General features: G+C 69.2%; 12 protein-coding genes and 3 pseudogenes. 7 read left to right on the forward strand and 8 right to left on the reverse strand.

The genetic code is table 11. The features are described 5' to 3' along the window. Window positions 1-153 precede the first annotated feature (153 nt). Window positions 154-1,101, forward strand: a complete 948-nt coding sequence (locus AC07DC_RS39585; RefSeq protein WP_478919686.1) for a hypothetical protein — start codon at window positions 154-156, stop codon at window positions 1,099-1,101. Here the strand turns inward: AC07DC_RS39585 and AC07DC_RS39590 are convergent. Beyond that, window positions 1,098-1,286, reverse strand: a pseudogene (locus tag AC07DC_RS39590) (lamin tail domain-containing protein); the annotation flags it as partial. The gene AC07DC_RS39585 and the pseudogene AC07DC_RS39590 sit on opposite strands and share 4 nt — an antisense overlap. 145 nt (window positions 1,287-1,431) lie before the next feature. Then, window positions 1,432-3,105, reverse strand: coding sequence for a serine/threonine-protein kinase (locus AC07DC_RS39595; protein WP_478919688.1), 1,674 nt, complete (start codon window positions 3,103-3,105; stop codon window positions 1,432-1,434). A gap of 693 nt (window positions 3,106-3,798) precedes the next feature. On the opposite strand from AC07DC_RS39595, the gene AC07DC_RS39600 reads away from it, so the two are divergent. Both AC07DC_RS39600 and AC07DC_RS39605 read left to right on the forward strand, forming a co-directional pair. After that, window positions 3,799-4,362 (forward strand): hypothetical protein, encoded by a 564-nt coding sequence (locus AC07DC_RS39600; RefSeq protein ID WP_478919690.1) that lies wholly within the window; start codon window positions 3,799-3,801, stop codon window positions 4,360-4,362. Between the two features lie 629 nt (window positions 4,363-4,991). Further along, window positions 4,992-5,456 (forward strand): lamin tail domain-containing protein, encoded by a 465-nt coding sequence (locus AC07DC_RS39605; RefSeq protein WP_478919692.1) that lies wholly within the window; start codon window positions 4,992-4,994, stop codon window positions 5,454-5,456. Window positions 5,457-5,752: 296 nt separating this feature from the next. Here AC07DC_RS39605 and AC07DC_RS39610 read toward each other — a convergent pair whose 3' ends face one another. After that, a complete protein-coding gene (locus AC07DC_RS39610; protein ID WP_478919694.1) occupies window positions 5,753-5,974 on the reverse strand; it encodes a hypothetical protein in 222 nt (73 codons plus the stop codon). Window positions 5,975-6,296: 322 nt separating this feature from the next. Here AC07DC_RS39610 and AC07DC_RS39615 point away from each other — a divergent pair, with 322 nt between their 5' ends. Beyond that, window positions 6,297-7,184 carry an SCO6745 family protein gene (locus AC07DC_RS39615; protein ID WP_478919696.1) on the forward strand — a complete coding sequence of 296 codons (888 nt, stop codon included), beginning with the start codon at window positions 6,297-6,299 and terminating at the stop codon, window positions 7,182-7,184. A gap of 29 nt (window positions 7,185-7,213) precedes the next feature. Continuing rightward, window positions 7,214-7,498, forward strand: a pseudogene (locus AC07DC_RS39620) (type 2 periplasmic-binding domain-containing protein); the annotation flags it as partial. 90 nt (window positions 7,499-7,588) lie between these two features. On the opposite strand, the gene lepB reads toward AC07DC_RS39620, so the two are convergent. Together lepB and AC07DC_RS39630 are read right to left on the reverse strand one after the other, a co-directional pair. Next, on the reverse strand, window positions 7,589-8,191 hold the full coding sequence (gene lepB / locus AC07DC_RS39625; protein WP_478919698.1) for a signal peptidase I: 603 nt from the start codon (window positions 8,189-8,191) through the stop codon (window positions 7,589-7,591). A 262-nt stretch (window positions 8,192-8,453) separates the two neighbouring features. Further along, complete coding sequence (locus tag AC07DC_RS39630) at window positions 8,454-9,047, reverse strand: TetR-like C-terminal domain-containing protein (protein ID WP_478919700.1); 594 nt, start codon at window positions 9,045-9,047, stop codon at window positions 8,454-8,456. A gap of 101 nt (window positions 9,048-9,148) precedes the next feature. Between AC07DC_RS39630 and AC07DC_RS39635 the strand changes: the two genes are divergently transcribed. Both AC07DC_RS39635 and AC07DC_RS39640 read left to right on the forward strand, forming a co-directional pair. Further along, window positions 9,149-10,369, forward strand: coding sequence for an alpha/beta hydrolase family protein (locus tag AC07DC_RS39635; RefSeq protein ID WP_478919702.1), 1,221 nt, complete (start codon window positions 9,149-9,151; stop codon window positions 10,367-10,369). Window positions 10,370-10,449: 80 nt separating this feature from the next. Next, a pseudogene (locus AC07DC_RS39640) lies at window positions 10,450-10,939 on the forward strand (UbiX family flavin prenyltransferase); the annotation flags it as partial. Window positions 10,940-11,006: 67 nt separating this feature from the next. Here the strand turns inward: AC07DC_RS39640 and AC07DC_RS39645 are convergent. From AC07DC_RS39645 to AC07DC_RS39655, 3 genes are all read right to left on the reverse strand, one after another. Continuing rightward, window positions 11,007-11,411 carry a hypothetical protein gene (locus AC07DC_RS39645; RefSeq protein WP_478919704.1) on the reverse strand — a complete coding sequence of 135 codons (405 nt, stop codon included), beginning with the start codon at window positions 11,409-11,411 and terminating at the stop codon, window positions 11,007-11,009. A 392-nt stretch (window positions 11,412-11,803) separates the two neighbouring features. Beyond that, window positions 11,804-12,982: a methyltransferase domain-containing protein gene (locus AC07DC_RS39650; RefSeq protein WP_478919705.1), complete on the reverse strand. Its 1,179-nt coding sequence runs from the start codon at window positions 12,980-12,982 to the stop codon at window positions 11,804-11,806. After that, window positions 12,979-13,119: a hypothetical protein gene (locus tag AC07DC_RS39655; protein WP_478919707.1), complete on the reverse strand. Its 141-nt coding sequence runs from the start codon at window positions 13,117-13,119 to the stop codon at window positions 12,979-12,981. Before AC07DC_RS39655 ends, AC07DC_RS39650 begins: the two co-directional genes overlap by 4 nt. Window positions 13,120-13,735: the final 616 nt, after the last annotated feature.

The raw sequence follows: 13,735 nt of genomic DNA on the forward strand, positions 1-13,735 counted from the left end.
AGTCCAGCGCGACCGAGCAGGATGGGTCCCGCCCGGTGGTGTAGTCGCTGGATCTCTGCGTCTGCGGGCTGCTGCTGTGGCTTAACGCAAAGACCGGATAGCGGCTCGGACACCCGACCACCGAGCCCCACCCTCCGAGAGGAACCGCCCCACGTGTCCACCGACAGCACCACCCCAAGCGCCGCGTACTTCACGTCCGCGGCACAGCGCTGGGAGCCCGACATCCAGGGGATCGTGTACGCCCCGGAGGTGCCTATCGCGAACTGCACCGCGCTGCCCTACGGAGATCGGGCCCGGCGCCGTTTCCGGGAGCAGTGGGGCGACCGGGTGCTGTTCGAGGAGGAACTGAGCTACCAGCTGTCCGGCACCGGCCTGTACGGCAGCCTGCGATACGCGCACCACGAAGTGAACCAAGCCTGCCTCCAGGTATGGACGACCGCCCGCCCGCTGGCCGGGCTGCTCGACCTGCGCGAAGTCGCCCTCCGGCTGGACGAGGAGCGGTGGGCTTGCCTCCAACTCGCCCTCCGTCTGCACCAGCTGGCCGCCGAGCCGTACCGCACGGACGCTGCAGAGCAGGTCCTCGTCGATCAGCTGGAACAGCGCCTGGCCGAGCTGACCGGCTGGGCCGAACAGCACCAGAGGCTGTATGCCGAGCACGGCGCCAACCCGGTCAGCCTGCCCGACGCCGTCGGCCGGGCGCCGTCGGCCGGGCGCTGGCCCACGCGGAGGCACAGGCGGATCAGCGCCCCGGGCGCGACACCGCCGAACTTGTCCAAGAACTCCGCCGCCTGCTTGCTTCCCAGGAGGACTGATCGCCGTGACCGACCTGACCCGCACCTTCCCCGACGAAGGGCCGACCCCGTCATGCCGCTGAGCGTCCCCCTGCTGCTGAGCCCGGGAGAACCGGGTCGCCGCTACACCGTCCATGTGCACCGCACGCGTTGGCTCGGCAATGTCTCCGTATCGCCATCCGTCCTCGGCCTCTTGGGGAGGAGTGCTGGGGGTCGTGGGTGTGGCGTGCCGCGGCTGGGTTGCCGTGGCACGCCGTTCCCGTGGCGGGCTGGGTCACTGGGCGGTGTGGGTGCCGCCGGTGGGGGTTAGTGGTGGTGGTGTCCGCGGCCCCAGGTTTCGGTGTCGATGACGTGGTGGTGGTTGTCGCGCAGGGTGGCGGTGTCGCGTGCGTCCCAGATCTGCTGGTTGCGGTTCTGGTAGACGTCGTGGCGGGTGTCGCGGCCGTGGCCGGTGTGGACCTTGACGCTGGAGCGGCCGTCGAGGCGCAGGTCGAAGCCGGCGCGCACCACGGGATTTACCACGCCCCCGGCGCGCACCGAAGGTGCGCTGGATCGCTGACCTGCATATATTGCCATCCGTGAGCAGATTGCCGACGACACGGCGTCTGCGTCCTCAAAGCAAGATCAGAAGTCCGTAAACTCAGTCGGCCGACGAGGGCGCGACCGCCCGGCGCCAGACGGTGGCGTCAAGGGTGACGTGGAAGGCGGGGTCGGTGTTGGCCGTCTGCCCCCGGAAGGTGATCAGGCCGATGTGACCCGCCTTGGTGAGGACGCAGAACTGGGCGCCCGGGGACAGCTTGTCCAGGGGGATGTAGTTGGCGAAGCGCGTCTCTCCGCGGCAGGTCTCCAGGGATCCGGCCTGTCCCGGGTCAAGCAGCACGAGGTGGTTGCCCGCCTGGGTGCGCACGCGGTACGGGAGCGAGTGCCCGGCGAACTCCAGGTCGCCGGCGGAACCGCCCGACTCCTGCGGCCGCAGCTCACCGTCGCCGAACCTGAGGGTGTAGTTGCCCGGCAGGTTGATGCCCGTGCGGGTGACCGGCTCCGGCTCCTTGGCCACGCCGGCCGGCGACTGCGAGGACTTCGGGGTGGACGAGGCCCCCTTCCCCTTTCCCGCGGCCTGTTCTTCCATGCCGGAGTTGCGGCTCACGAGGTAAAGGCCGCCGCCGGCGAGCAGCGCCAGGGCGAGCCCGACCGCCACGGCCACGCTCGGCCGCCGGTTCGGGCGGCCCGGCGCGGACGGCCGGGACGGGTAGCCCAGTGGCATCGACGGCTGGGCATAGGGGCCCGGCGGGGGCGGCGTCGGCGGTCCGTACGCGCCCTGGACGGCGGGCGGCGCGGCGGGCGCGGCGGTCACCGTCGGCGCGTGGCCGGGCGGCGCCGGTGCCGGGGCCGCCGGAACCCGGGTCACCTCGGGCGGTGCGGGCGCCGCCGCGCGCAGCGTGATGTCGGCGGCGACCGCGCCGGGCAGCCAGGCCTCGGGGCGGCGCAGCGGCGCGTCGCCGTTGGCGGCCCGGCACAGCGCGAGGACCTCGTCGACCGAGGGCCTGGACGCCGGGTCCTTGGCGAGGCAGCGGGTCACCAACTCCTGGAGCTGGGGCGGGAGTCGGGTGAGGTCGGGCTGCTCGTGGACGATGCGGTAGAGCACCCCGTGCGAGGTGCCCTCGCCGAACGCGGGCAGGCCGGTCGCCGCGTACGCCGCGACCTGGCCGAGCGCGAAGATATCGGTGGCCGGGGTGACCGCACCGCCCGCGGCCTGTTCGGGCGCCATGAAGGTCGGGGTGCCGATGGTGACGCCGCTGCCGGTGAGGGCGGTCGCGTCGGCGGCCCGCGCGATGCCGAAGTCGATGACGCGGGGCCCGTCGCCCGCGAGCAGGACGTTGGACGGCTTGAGGTCGCGGTGGACGATGCCGGCCCCGTGGATGACCTGCAGGGCCTCGGCGACGCCCGCGACCAGGAGCAGCACGGTGGGCACGGGCAGGCCGCCGTGCCGCTGCACGGCGTCGGCCAGGGAGGGTCCGGGGACGTAGGCCGTGGCGAGCCAGGGGTGGCGGCCCTCGGTGTCGGAGTCGATCACCGGCGCGGTGTAGAGCCCCTGCACGCGCTCGGCGGCCCGCACCTCCTGCTGGAAGCGGCGGCGGAACTCGGCGTCCTCGCCGAACTCCGGCCGGATCACCTTGATCGCGACTGGCCGTCCGCCCGGCGTGTACGAGAGGTACACCTTGCCCATGCCGCCGGCGCCGAGCCTGGCCGCGATGCGGTATCCGGCCACGGACCGCGGGTCGTCGCCCTCCAGCGGATGAAAGACAGTGTCCAACTCGATTCCCCTACGGTCGTTTTCGGCCCGCGCCGCGGCACCCGCCCGGCGCACGCGGAACTTTACCGAACGCAAGATCCTCTGCCGGTCAGAGCCTGTGTCTGAATCCCGTTCGGATCAGCGTGCGTGCCTCTGGTACTTGGCACTTCGCGGCAGCTTCGGGAGCGGACGGCCGAGAACTGCGACCCGGGCAACCTCCGCGCCATGTGCCAGGGCTGCCACCTGCACTACGACCGGGACCACCACGCACGCACCCGAGCTGAAATCCGTCGGACTGCGCTCGAAGCCGCAGGTCAGATGACATTCGAGCTGTAGCGGCTACTTTGCACCGTGGGTCAGGGATAGGACACCGGGGCCTACAAGGCGCAGCGTCGGACGCGGTGCGCGAAGATCCCATCGCTTCCGGACCTGGCGATGGGTGTGCCCACCTGAGACGTACGAGAAGCTCAAACCACATCTCACGCAGGGTGAGCGCCCTCGGGTGACGTTCAGGTTCGTTGACGCGGCTGGTGGTTGGTGGGAGCGAACCGACAACAGTCAGCCGCGCCCGATACACCACCAACAACAACTTGCGTGGAGCGAGGCCAAGGGACTCATTCGCCGGTTGTCCTAGACGGCTCTATGCTCCCGAAGCTGCCGCAAAGTGCAACTCGGCAACGTAGCCGAGCGTGCCTGGCTGGGAGCATTGTGCCCATGCCCAACATTCTGTGGACCCTTTTGGTAGCCGCCGGCACCGCAGTGGTGACCGCTCTCGTGGTCGGCCTGTTCGTGACTCCGCGCATGGAGGCCCGCAAGAATCGGCTGGGCGAGGTCCACGCCGTCCGCGACGCTTTCGGCGCGAACATGCTGCGGATCGTCTCCGCATGCTGCCTGCTGCAGCAGTTCGAGCTTCCGCCGGCCGACGATCCCGACTGCACGCCAGTCATGCGCGAGCGGCTGACCGACGAGCGGAACCGCTGGCTGCAGCAGCTCGACGACGCCACCCGGTGGCTGCTCGACAACGCCATGACGTACGCCGGCAGCTGGCCATCCGCCCAGAACATCCACTTCGCCATCGAGTACGCCGGCCAGGCCCGCGCGGTAGTGCTGTTCGAACGGGAGGACACCACCAAAGTGGAACTGCTGCTCGCACTGACCATGCCGGTGCAGCGGCAGTTCTTCGGGTGGCCCTGGTCGCGCGCCCGGCATGCCCTCGCCGACCGCCGCGCCTTCGCCGCGAGCGTCGCCCACATCAGCGGCGAGCCCGCGCTGGCGTAGGCCCGTCAGCGCCTGCCGGGCGCCCGGCCCGAGTTTCCGATAGTCCAACCGGCAGTGGGCCGTGCCCGCTGGCGCCCGTCAGTCCGGCCGTCCCCGCTGACCGCGCCCGCGCCGAAGCCCTGCGCGCCACCCCCGGCCACGGCGTGCCCTGGGAATCCATGTGCGCCGCCCCGGAGAAGGGGGCGGAGCAGTGAACCGCAGCCAACGGGCGTCCCGTCTCGCCGCCCATGGGCGGCAGCGCGAACTCGGCCGAGCGCGCCACGTCCCTGTCCGCCCTCCGCCCGGGTGAGGGGATGGTGAGTGTTGACGTGGTCGCTGGCGGTTCTGTTACCGGTGCCGACTGGCGCGTGTGTACGGGTGTTTGGGGTGGTTCGGGGTGGCGGGATTGCCTGGTGCGCGGTGGTGACTGGGGTGTACGGGAAGGGTGCGGGGCGGCGCGCCCGGGATGGGGTTGGTTGCGGTGTGCACGTGAGCGTCACGGGCATGTTCGCGATCTGTAACGCCAAGCGGCGAGCCCGTCGCTCACGGTGGTGGCGGGGGAATGTGGTGGTTCTCGGCGCACGTGCCGGGGACCAGTCCCACCAGCACGCACCCTCAGGGGGGTGTGCCCTGCACGAAGGGGGATCCACATGTCCCGTCTCGCATCCCGTCTGACCGTGACCACGCTGGCCGCCGGCGCTGTGCTGGCCGCCGTGGCACTGCCGGCCACCGCCGCCGACCACGGCCGCAACGCCCCGCGTTCCCAGGTGGTGCTGGGGGCCATCCAGTACGACAGCCCCGGACGCGACAACCGTAGCAACGCCTCGCTGAACGCCGAGTGGGTCACCGTCGTCAACACCGGCCGCAACAGCGTGAACCTGTCGGGCTGGTCCCTGTCCGACGCCGACCACCACACCTACACGTTCACCCACCTGCGCCTGGCCGGCCACGCCGCGGTCCGCGTCCACACCGGAACCGGCCGCGACACCGCAGCGAACGTGTACCAGGACCGCCGCGACTATGTCTGGAACAACGACCGCGACACCGCGACCCTGCGCGACAGCCACAACCACGTCGCCGACACCAAGTCCTGGGGCCACGGCCACGGCCACTGACCTCCGCCACCGGTGACCGGACCCCACCGGCCACCCCAAGTGCCCCGCCATCCCCCGCCTGGGATGACGGGGCACCTGCGTGGGCAGTAAGCCCCGGCACGGACACAACGACAGCACCGAAGATCGCGTCGGGGCAGGCCGTCGCCGGTGGCCGAGTCCCCTGACCGGTTTCGGCGTCATCTTCTATGGGGTCATCGGCGGACTGATCCTGTCGATCCTGGTGGCGTGGCTGCCTGCCCACCTCAGCGAAGCCGACACAGGCAACTTCGCCAGGAAACAGCAGCCGGCGACGGTGGTCACGGTCCTTCGACGCCGGACGATCTGGAGGCATGGTCGGCGTAGGGGCAACGCAGCCTGGCCACCGTGGCGACCTTGATGCGGCGGATCTCGTCGCGGCCATGCCCGGTGCTTCGGGTCTTGTGCGGCAGCGGGAAGTCTTTCCAGGGCAGCTGCTTGAGCTGTCGTTGCAGGGTGGGGTGGTTGCCCTTGCCCAGCGCGATGCAGTGAGGAAGTTCCATCGTGATTCATGCAGGTCAACGGTCCTGGCGTAATGAGTCGTTGGGGTGCTCGCGCAGCTCATCACGGTGATCATTGCGAGGAGATCATCGGTCACCGAGCCACCTGGTGGTGCGCCAGCACCAGCAAGGCTCCCACCAACGCGGTCGCATGCCGCGGATGCATGCGCACCTTGGTCAGGAGAGAACTGGTTACAGGGCAGTAGTCGCCGGAGCCGCTCTCCGATAACGTACCGACCAGACGGTATGACTGAGTGTGCCCCAAACGCCGTCGTGTGCTCGATGAACAGCAACGTTTCATCCGCCACGGGACGGAGAGCCCCTCATGACGCAGAACACGGACCGCGACAGCCTGGCCCTCGCGCGCCAGACCTGGAGAACTCTCGAGCCCTACCACGGAGCTGTCTACTTCTCGCCCGAAGCCTCAGGGCAGTACGCCGAGTTGGGCGTGGACGCCAGGACGGGGTACTTCGCGTCCCGCTCCGCCGCGCTCGGCGCCGCGCCGGCGGATCTGGTCATCGCCACGTTCTACAACTTCAATCCCCAACTGGTGCGCCGAGCCATACCCGCGGCATGGGAAGCCGCCACGCCGCAGCGGTTCGCCCGCGCCCGGCTCACCGGGGTGGATGCCACGCTCCGCCGCATCCTCGGCGCGGACGTCTCCTCACCGGCGCTGGCCCGCGCAGCGGAATTGGCCCGTACCGCGGCTGAGGTGACCGTGCGCCATCCACAAGGCCGCCCCCTCTTCGCCGCGCACGCCGCACTGCCGTGGCCGAACGCACCCCACCTCGTGCTCTGGCACGCGCAGACTCTGCTGCGGGAGTTCCGTGGCGACGGTCACGTGGCGGCACTAATGACTGCCGGGCTGAGCGGGCTCGAAGCTCTCGTCACGCACGCCGCCACAGGCGACATCGACGCAGGGGTGCTGCGCGACTCGCGGGCATGGACGCCGGAGCAGTGGGGACAGGCCGTGCAGAACCTGCGTGAGCGTGGATGGCTCGACGACGGACCCCACCTGGCCTTGACCGAGGACGGTACGCGGCGTAGGGCGGAGATCGAGCACACCACCGACAGGTTGGCCGCCCTTCCTTACATCACGCTCGGCCCTGCCGCCTGCGCCGAACTTCGCTCGCTGGTGAGGCCGTTCAGCCTTGTGGTGGCCAAGGAGCACCTGCCGTGGGCAGTCGACCGCCTCAGCGAAGAGAGTGCATGAGAGAAGAGAGCCAGGTCGGGAAACCTCGCCGGCGGGTGGCCGTCGTCCTCCCCAGCCATCTGGCCGCGATGGCTCTTGCCGCACGCAGTGACGTCGTCTGCCTCGTCCCCGCGGCACTCCCCGGCGCGACCCCTTAACCCCTCACCGCCGACGCCACGGCCTTCGGCCTGCACCTCCTCGAAATGCCCCTGTCTCTGCCGCCCTTGACCATCGGCATGGCCTGGCATCCCCGCCAGGCCGCCGACGGCGCCCACCACTGGCTCCGCGACGCCGTCCGCCGGACACTTCGCGCACCGGGAGGGCCGACTGCCTGAGGTGCCGAGACTCCCGGCTGCGGGACAGCCGCGATGAGACAGGGCGGCGCGCCGTCATCTGTGTGCGGCGGTGCCGCTTCTCGCCGCCGGCTACGGCCAGTTGTGCGGGACCGCGGTACCGCTGGGCACGGGGACGATCCAGCGCCGCCCCTTGGCCCAGGCGATCACAGCGCCGATCAGCCCGGCCAGCGCGATGATCAGCCCGGCACCGAAGAACACCGAGTAAGGGATCAGCGCCCCGGTACCGGTCGTCGCCCGTGCTGACACGACGGAGGTGGGTACTGTTCCCTGGTCCATCCTGAGGTGGAAACGGGAGTCGAAGGAGTCGATGCGATTGTCGCCGAGCAGGAAGAGCCGCCCGGGCGGAACGGTCACGTCGTAGCCGCGCTGCAACCCGTTGCTCACCCCGTTCAGGACGTAGGGCTCGTCGAGCGGCGTGCCGTTCACCATCACCTTGCCTTCGACGGCACAGGTGACCCGGTCCCCGCCGACACCGATCACCCGTTCCATGATGGGTCCGCGAAATTCCCACTGCGGAATGTCGACCACGACCATGTCGCCGCGTCGCGCCTGGCTGCCCTCGATCCTTTCGGCGATGATTTTGCCGTCGTCGCCCGCGGGGGAGTACAGCCGGATGTTCATCCGGAACGCGATGATGTCGCTCAACACCAGCAGCAGTCCGGCCGTCAGCACGGCACACCAGACGATCAGCCCCTTCCGATTCGCTCTGCGAACCGGCACTGGCCACGGTGAATCCGCCGGATTCTCCATGTCGAGTTTTCCCCCACCCTCCCGATGGCCCCCGCTGATCGGACGGCTCGGGAGCATCGTAAAGGGCCCCGCGCCGCGTAAAGAGGGGCCCCTCGGACGACGCGAAGCGGGGCCCGGGTGCCGGCCGCGGCCATGTCCGTGGGGCCGATCGGTGCCCGGCGCTCGGGGGTTCGGGTGCGCTCGCTCAGGCCGTTGTCGGCCCATTCGTGGTGCTCAGCAGTCTGTCCACGAGAAGTTCCGGGTAGCCGGTGGCCGGTAGGTCGATGCCGAAGATGGCCCGCAGGTAGAACGGTGCGATGAGCTGGTCGAGGATCTGCTCGAAGGGCGGAGGGTTCTCGCCCCGGGCCGTGGCGCGCTGGCGAATCTGCTCGATGGAGTGCATCCGGCGCCGGAAATGCTGCGCACGCCCGTCCTGGGCCTGGGCGCTGTTCGGCATGGACAGGATCACGGCGCGTACGAGGGCGCGCCCTTCGGGCGTGCGGATGCTCGCGGCGCTGGCCTGGGCCCAGGCGAGGAGGTCGCCGCGCAGGGTGCCGGTGTCGTTCAGCGGTGAGTCGCGTTCGAGGCGGGTGGTGACCATGTCGGCCAGGAGGGTGTCGAGGCTGCCCCAGCGCCGGTAGACGCTGGTGTGGTTGACGCCGGCGCGTTGCGCGATCGCGGGGATGTTGAGGTCTTCGCCCTCCGGGTCGCAGAGCAGGTCGATGACCGCCTGGTGGACGGCCGCGCGGACCTGTTCGGGGCTCTTGCGGATGCGTGTGGTCGGTTGATTCGGAGTCACCCCCACATCGTAAGCACAGATGTTTGCTTCGAGCACCCGGAAGGGCTACAGTTCCGGTCGTAAGCACAGATCGGTGCTTAGCGGCCTTGAGGGAGTTTCCGATGAAGCAACTGCTGTTCCCGAACAACATCCAGTTCTGGTACGAGACCCTGCGCTCGATGAGTCACATCGCCTACGGCGGGGCCGACTTCGGCGAGGTCGTCTCCACAGGGGAGCGTATCGTCGAGGGTGACTACGCCAGCTGGTACACCGAGTGGCTGGCCACCGCGGACCGGGTGTCCGGCGAGGCGGAGAAGGCGCTGGCGGCCGGTCACCGGGTCAGTGCCCGGGACGGGTTCCTGCGGGCGTCGAACTACTACCGGTCGGCGGAGTTCTTCCTGCACGGTCACCCCTGCGACCCGCGGCACGACCACGCCTACGACCGCAGCGTGGCCTGCTTCCGGGCGGCGGCCGCGTTGTTCACCCCAGTCATCGAGCCGGTCGAGATCCCGTACGAGGGCACCACCCTGCCGGGCTACCTGTACCGCGTCGACGACTCCAGGACCCCGCGGCCGACGCTGATCATGCACAACGGCTTCGACGGTACCGCTGAGGAGCTGCACTTCTTCGGGGCGATGGCCGGCGTCGAGCGCGGCTACACCGTGCTGGTCTTCGACGGCCCCGGCATGCCCGGTCCGCGCCACCACGAGGGCCTGGTGTTCCGTCCCGACTGGGAGAACGTCATCACCCCCGTTTTGGACTTCGCCGAGACCCTCCCGGACGTCGACAACAGCCGCATCGCGCTCCTCGGCATCAGCATGGGCGGCATCCTCGCCCCCAGGGCCGCCGCGTTCGAGCACCGCCTGGCCGCGCTGATCGCCGTCGACGGCCTCTACGACCTCGGCGGGACCTCCGTCCGCAACATTCCCGGCACCCGCGAGGAGGCCGAGCGGCTCCTGCGCGCGGACTCAGCCCCCGAGCTCGACGCCTCCCTCGAGCAGATCATGGCCAAGGACCCGATCGCCCGCTGGGCGATCAACCACGGCATGTACGTGATGGGCGTCGACACCCCCCGAGCCTTCAACGCCTCCTACCTCGACTACACCCTCGCCGGCGGCATCGCCGAACGGATCCAGTGCCCCACCCTGGTCTGCGACGCCGAAGAGGACATGTTCTTCAAGGGCCAGCCCGAACAGCTCTACGACCACCTCACCTGCCCCAAGACCCTGATGGTGTTCACCGCCGAGGAAGGCGCCGGCGCCCACTGCCACCCCGGCGCCATGCGCCTGACCCAGGCCCGCATCTACGACTGGCTCGACGACACCCTCAAGGCGACCGCCTGAGGGGCTGACGACCCGACACCGCGACCGGGGCCCTGTCCGCGGCCCATCCGTTGACCGAAGAGAGCAATGGGGAGACAGAAGTGCGTCTGATCGTCGGAATAACGGGAGCGACCGGCTCCGTCCTGGGGGTCCGGTTCCTTCAGGAACTGCGTCGGCATCCCGACGTGGAGACGCACCTCGTGCTGACGCGCTGGGCGCGGGCCACCGTCGAACTGGAGACCGGGATGAGTACCCGCGACGTCGCCGCGTTGGCCGACGTCGTCCACTCTCCCGACGACCAGGGGGCGGCCATCGCTTCCGGCTCGTTCCCCGCCGACGGGATGGTGATCGTCCCGTGCAGCATGAAGACGCTCGCCGGGATACGCACCGGGTACGCCGACGGCTTGGTGGCCCGTGCCGCGGACGTCACGCTCAAGGAGCGCCGGAAAGCTCGTCCTCGTCACCCGTGAGACTCATTTGAGCGAGATCCACCTGGACAACATGCTCGCCCTCGCCCGCATGGGCGCCGCCATCGTGCCGCCCATGCCCGCCTTCTACAACCATCCAGCCACCGCAGACGACATCGTCGACGACGCCTGCTTGGTGCGCTACCGAGGCTTCTTGTTACCTGAAATGGGCAGAAGTTTCGGGCCAGAGGTCAGCGCCCTTGAAGTGCCTTGTGAACACCGTACGCTTCGATGAACCCCTGAATCGTCTGTAGGTCGTCCGCGAAAGATGTGGATCGCCACTTTTCCTTCCGGCCGTCGCGGTAGTTGAGGTCCACCCATACGTGAAGATCCGCCAGCATACTTCCGGAGGAGGTGCTTGCGGTCGCTTTCAGGGTTACTCCAGCTAGATCGTAGAAATTGACGATCGTCAGCGGCTTGCGTTCGTCCTTGTACTCGATGACCTCGTCAGGGGTGATGACCAGCAGCGGATCCGGATCATCCGATGTCCCGCGCAGGAAGCCGGACAGTTTTCCCCGCTTCTTGGTGAAGACCCGCCAATTCTCCGGTACGGGACCTTGGCTTGCCTGCATCAGGACGGTTTGGGGATTCGTCACGCCACCTCCCTTCTTTGCGACCGCGCCCAGCGAGAGTTACTGAAAGGCCAGGAAACCTGGGTCGGCTGAGATCCGTTCGCTGCACGCGAGGCGAACCGGATCGTCCAGGACTACGAAGAATTCTCCATTCCCTGGCCGGCGTACGCCACTTCGGCGCTCCGGGTACCGGTGAGATTACGCAGGGTGATGCCCAGGGTTCCGATGAAGCCACGCGGACGCCGGCCCGAACAGGACGACGACCCCCGGTGCGCCGCGCCGGGAAGGCGCTACGGGAGGTGGACGACTCGCTTGGTATCGACATCGGGGAGTGAGACAGCGCGCGATGACCCCCACCGACCTACCTGGTGGGGGTCATCGCCATGATGTGTCAGGGTTTCAGCGGGCGAAGATGATCACGGGGTCGCGTGGTTGTCGGGATCATCGAGCCAGGTCTGCTGTCCGGCTGAGGTGACGGTGAGGCCGAACCGTTCCGGTCCTGGGCGGTCGGTCTTCCTCCACCAGCGGTTGGCGGCTTCCACTTCGTCCCAGAGACGGCGTCGGCCGTGCTGCCAGACAGTGAATTGGTTGTCGTGCTCGCCGTCGTAGTCGACTGCGGCCCATGAGGTGGCGTCGGTGGTGGCTACCCACAGGCGTGTCATCACGCCGTCCACGTTGGGGTTCTGCTGGCGGGAGTACCAGACGTCGCGCAGTCGTACTCCGATCGCGAACTGTGCGTCGATGTCCTGGCCAGTCACGTCCCACGGTGCCAGGCAGGTCTTGGACTCGTCGGGCTGGTGTTCGTCGCGGACGACGTCCCGGTAGATGCGGAGGTCGGCGCGCTGGTTCCGCATGAGCATGAAGGCGCTGTGCGGGCTGAACCGGCCTTCGCCGACCCCGGCATTCACCTCCAGCCGCAGCAGCCCGTACGTGATCCACGGGTTGTCCCACGCCGTGATGATCACCCCTCCTGGCTGAGACTGCTTCACCCATGCGTACGGCACGCGGCGCACCGAACACGTGCAGATGATCCGGTCGTAGGTGGCCCGTGGGGGCCAGCCCCTTGCTCCGTCGGCGCACACCACCTCGGGGTACAGGTCCGTGTTATGGAGCGCGGTACGGGCACGGGCGGTTACCGCGCCGTCGATCTCCAGCGTGGTGACGTTGGCTTCGCCGAGGCGATGTGCGAGCAGGCCCGCGTTCCAGCCGGTGCCGGTGCCGATCTCCAGCACGTGCGCGCCCTGGTGGACGTCGAGGTCTTCCAGCATGCGCAGCACGATGGAAGGGGCAGAGGCCGAGGAGGAGGCCCACACGTCGCCTTCCTCCGGCTCCGCACCGTCGTTGACCTGCGTCACCACGGGCGCATCGGCGTAGGCGGCGGCGTACCACCGCTCAGCGTCGCTCTGCCGGTCGCAGGATTCGTATCCGCCCTCGCCGTCCTCCAGCCAAATCCGGTCAGGCAGGAAGTGATGTCGCGGCACGCCCTCCATGGCCTTCACCCACTCCGGGGCCGGCACATGTCCCAGGTCCGTCGAGATCGCGCGGAGCAGGTCGCGTTGCGCTGCGGCCTGCTCCGGCTCGTGCGAGTGCGTCACTTCTTGTCGCCGCCCTTGTGCTTGGGCTCCGGAGCAGGCCGTGACCCGTCCGGAGACGGCTTGCTGGTGCCCGGGTCCTTCCCGCCGGAGTGCTTGCCATTGCTGCCACTACCGCCCTTGCCAGTTCCCCATCCCATGGCTGGTCTCCTTCGTCTTGCGAGTGATCTTGAGGTGGTGTGGTTCTAGGCAGCGGTGCGGTCGTGGGTCGGGATCGGCGTCGGGTCCGGAGGCCGGGGTGTCGGCGTCTGGGGTCGGCGAGGACCTGGCGGGGGTGGCTTGGCCATGCGTTGTCCTTTCTGGGCATGCTGCTGTGCGGGTGTTGCAGGGGGCGCCCGGCTCCCGCTGTCACGGTCGGGGGAGCCGTGATCCCTTGATGGCGGGAGCCGGGCGCGTTGGTACCGGTCTCCGCCGGAACGGGTCGTCGGCGGAGACCGGGGATCAGAGGCTGGGGGGCGGAGTGTCCGGAGCGGCCGCAGCGAAACTCGGAGCAGGCGGAGCGGCCGGCTGCCCGTAGACGAGGAGGGCAGCAACTGCGGGCGCGCCGAGCACGTTGAGGAGCATCAGGAGCGCGCCTGCGGTGCGGCCGTCGCTGGAGGGGCACGGTGGGCGGCGGTGGCGTGGCCGGTCAACCACGGACCGGGTCACGGGGTGTCATCCACGGGTTCGAGAGCGGACAGGGGAGCGCTCCATTCGACGCCGCCACCCGGAGGCCGCAGCCACGCGAACTCCATGGGGCTTGCGCTGGTGGGGTAG

This window comes from Streptomyces sp. NPDC045021 (genome assembly GCF_056432645.1).

What these genes read in the sequence shown, in the direction of transcription:
- AC07DC_RS39600 (WP_478919690.1), top strand. Translation starts at nt 3,799, where the DNA reads ATGCCCAACATTCTGTGGACCCTTTTGGTAGCCGCCGGCACCGCAGTG.
- AC07DC_RS39605 (WP_478919692.1), top strand. Translation starts at nt 4,992, where the DNA reads ATGTCCCGTCTCGCATCCCGTCTGACCGTGACCACGCTGGCCGCCGGC.
- AC07DC_RS39610 (WP_478919694.1), bottom strand. Translation starts at nt 5,974, where the DNA reads ATGGAACTTCCTCACTGCATCGCGCTGGGCAAGGGCAACCACCCCACC.
- AC07DC_RS39615 (WP_478919696.1), top strand. Translation starts at nt 6,297, where the DNA reads ATGACGCAGAACACGGACCGCGACAGCCTGGCCCTCGCGCGCCAGACC.
- AC07DC_RS39635 (WP_478919702.1), top strand. Translation starts at nt 9,149, where the DNA reads ATGAAGCAACTGCTGTTCCCGAACAACATCCAGTTCTGGTACGAGACC.
- AC07DC_RS39655 (WP_478919707.1), bottom strand. Translation starts at nt 13,119, where the DNA reads ATGGGATGGGGAACTGGCAAGGGCGGTAGTGGCAGCAATGGCAAGCAC.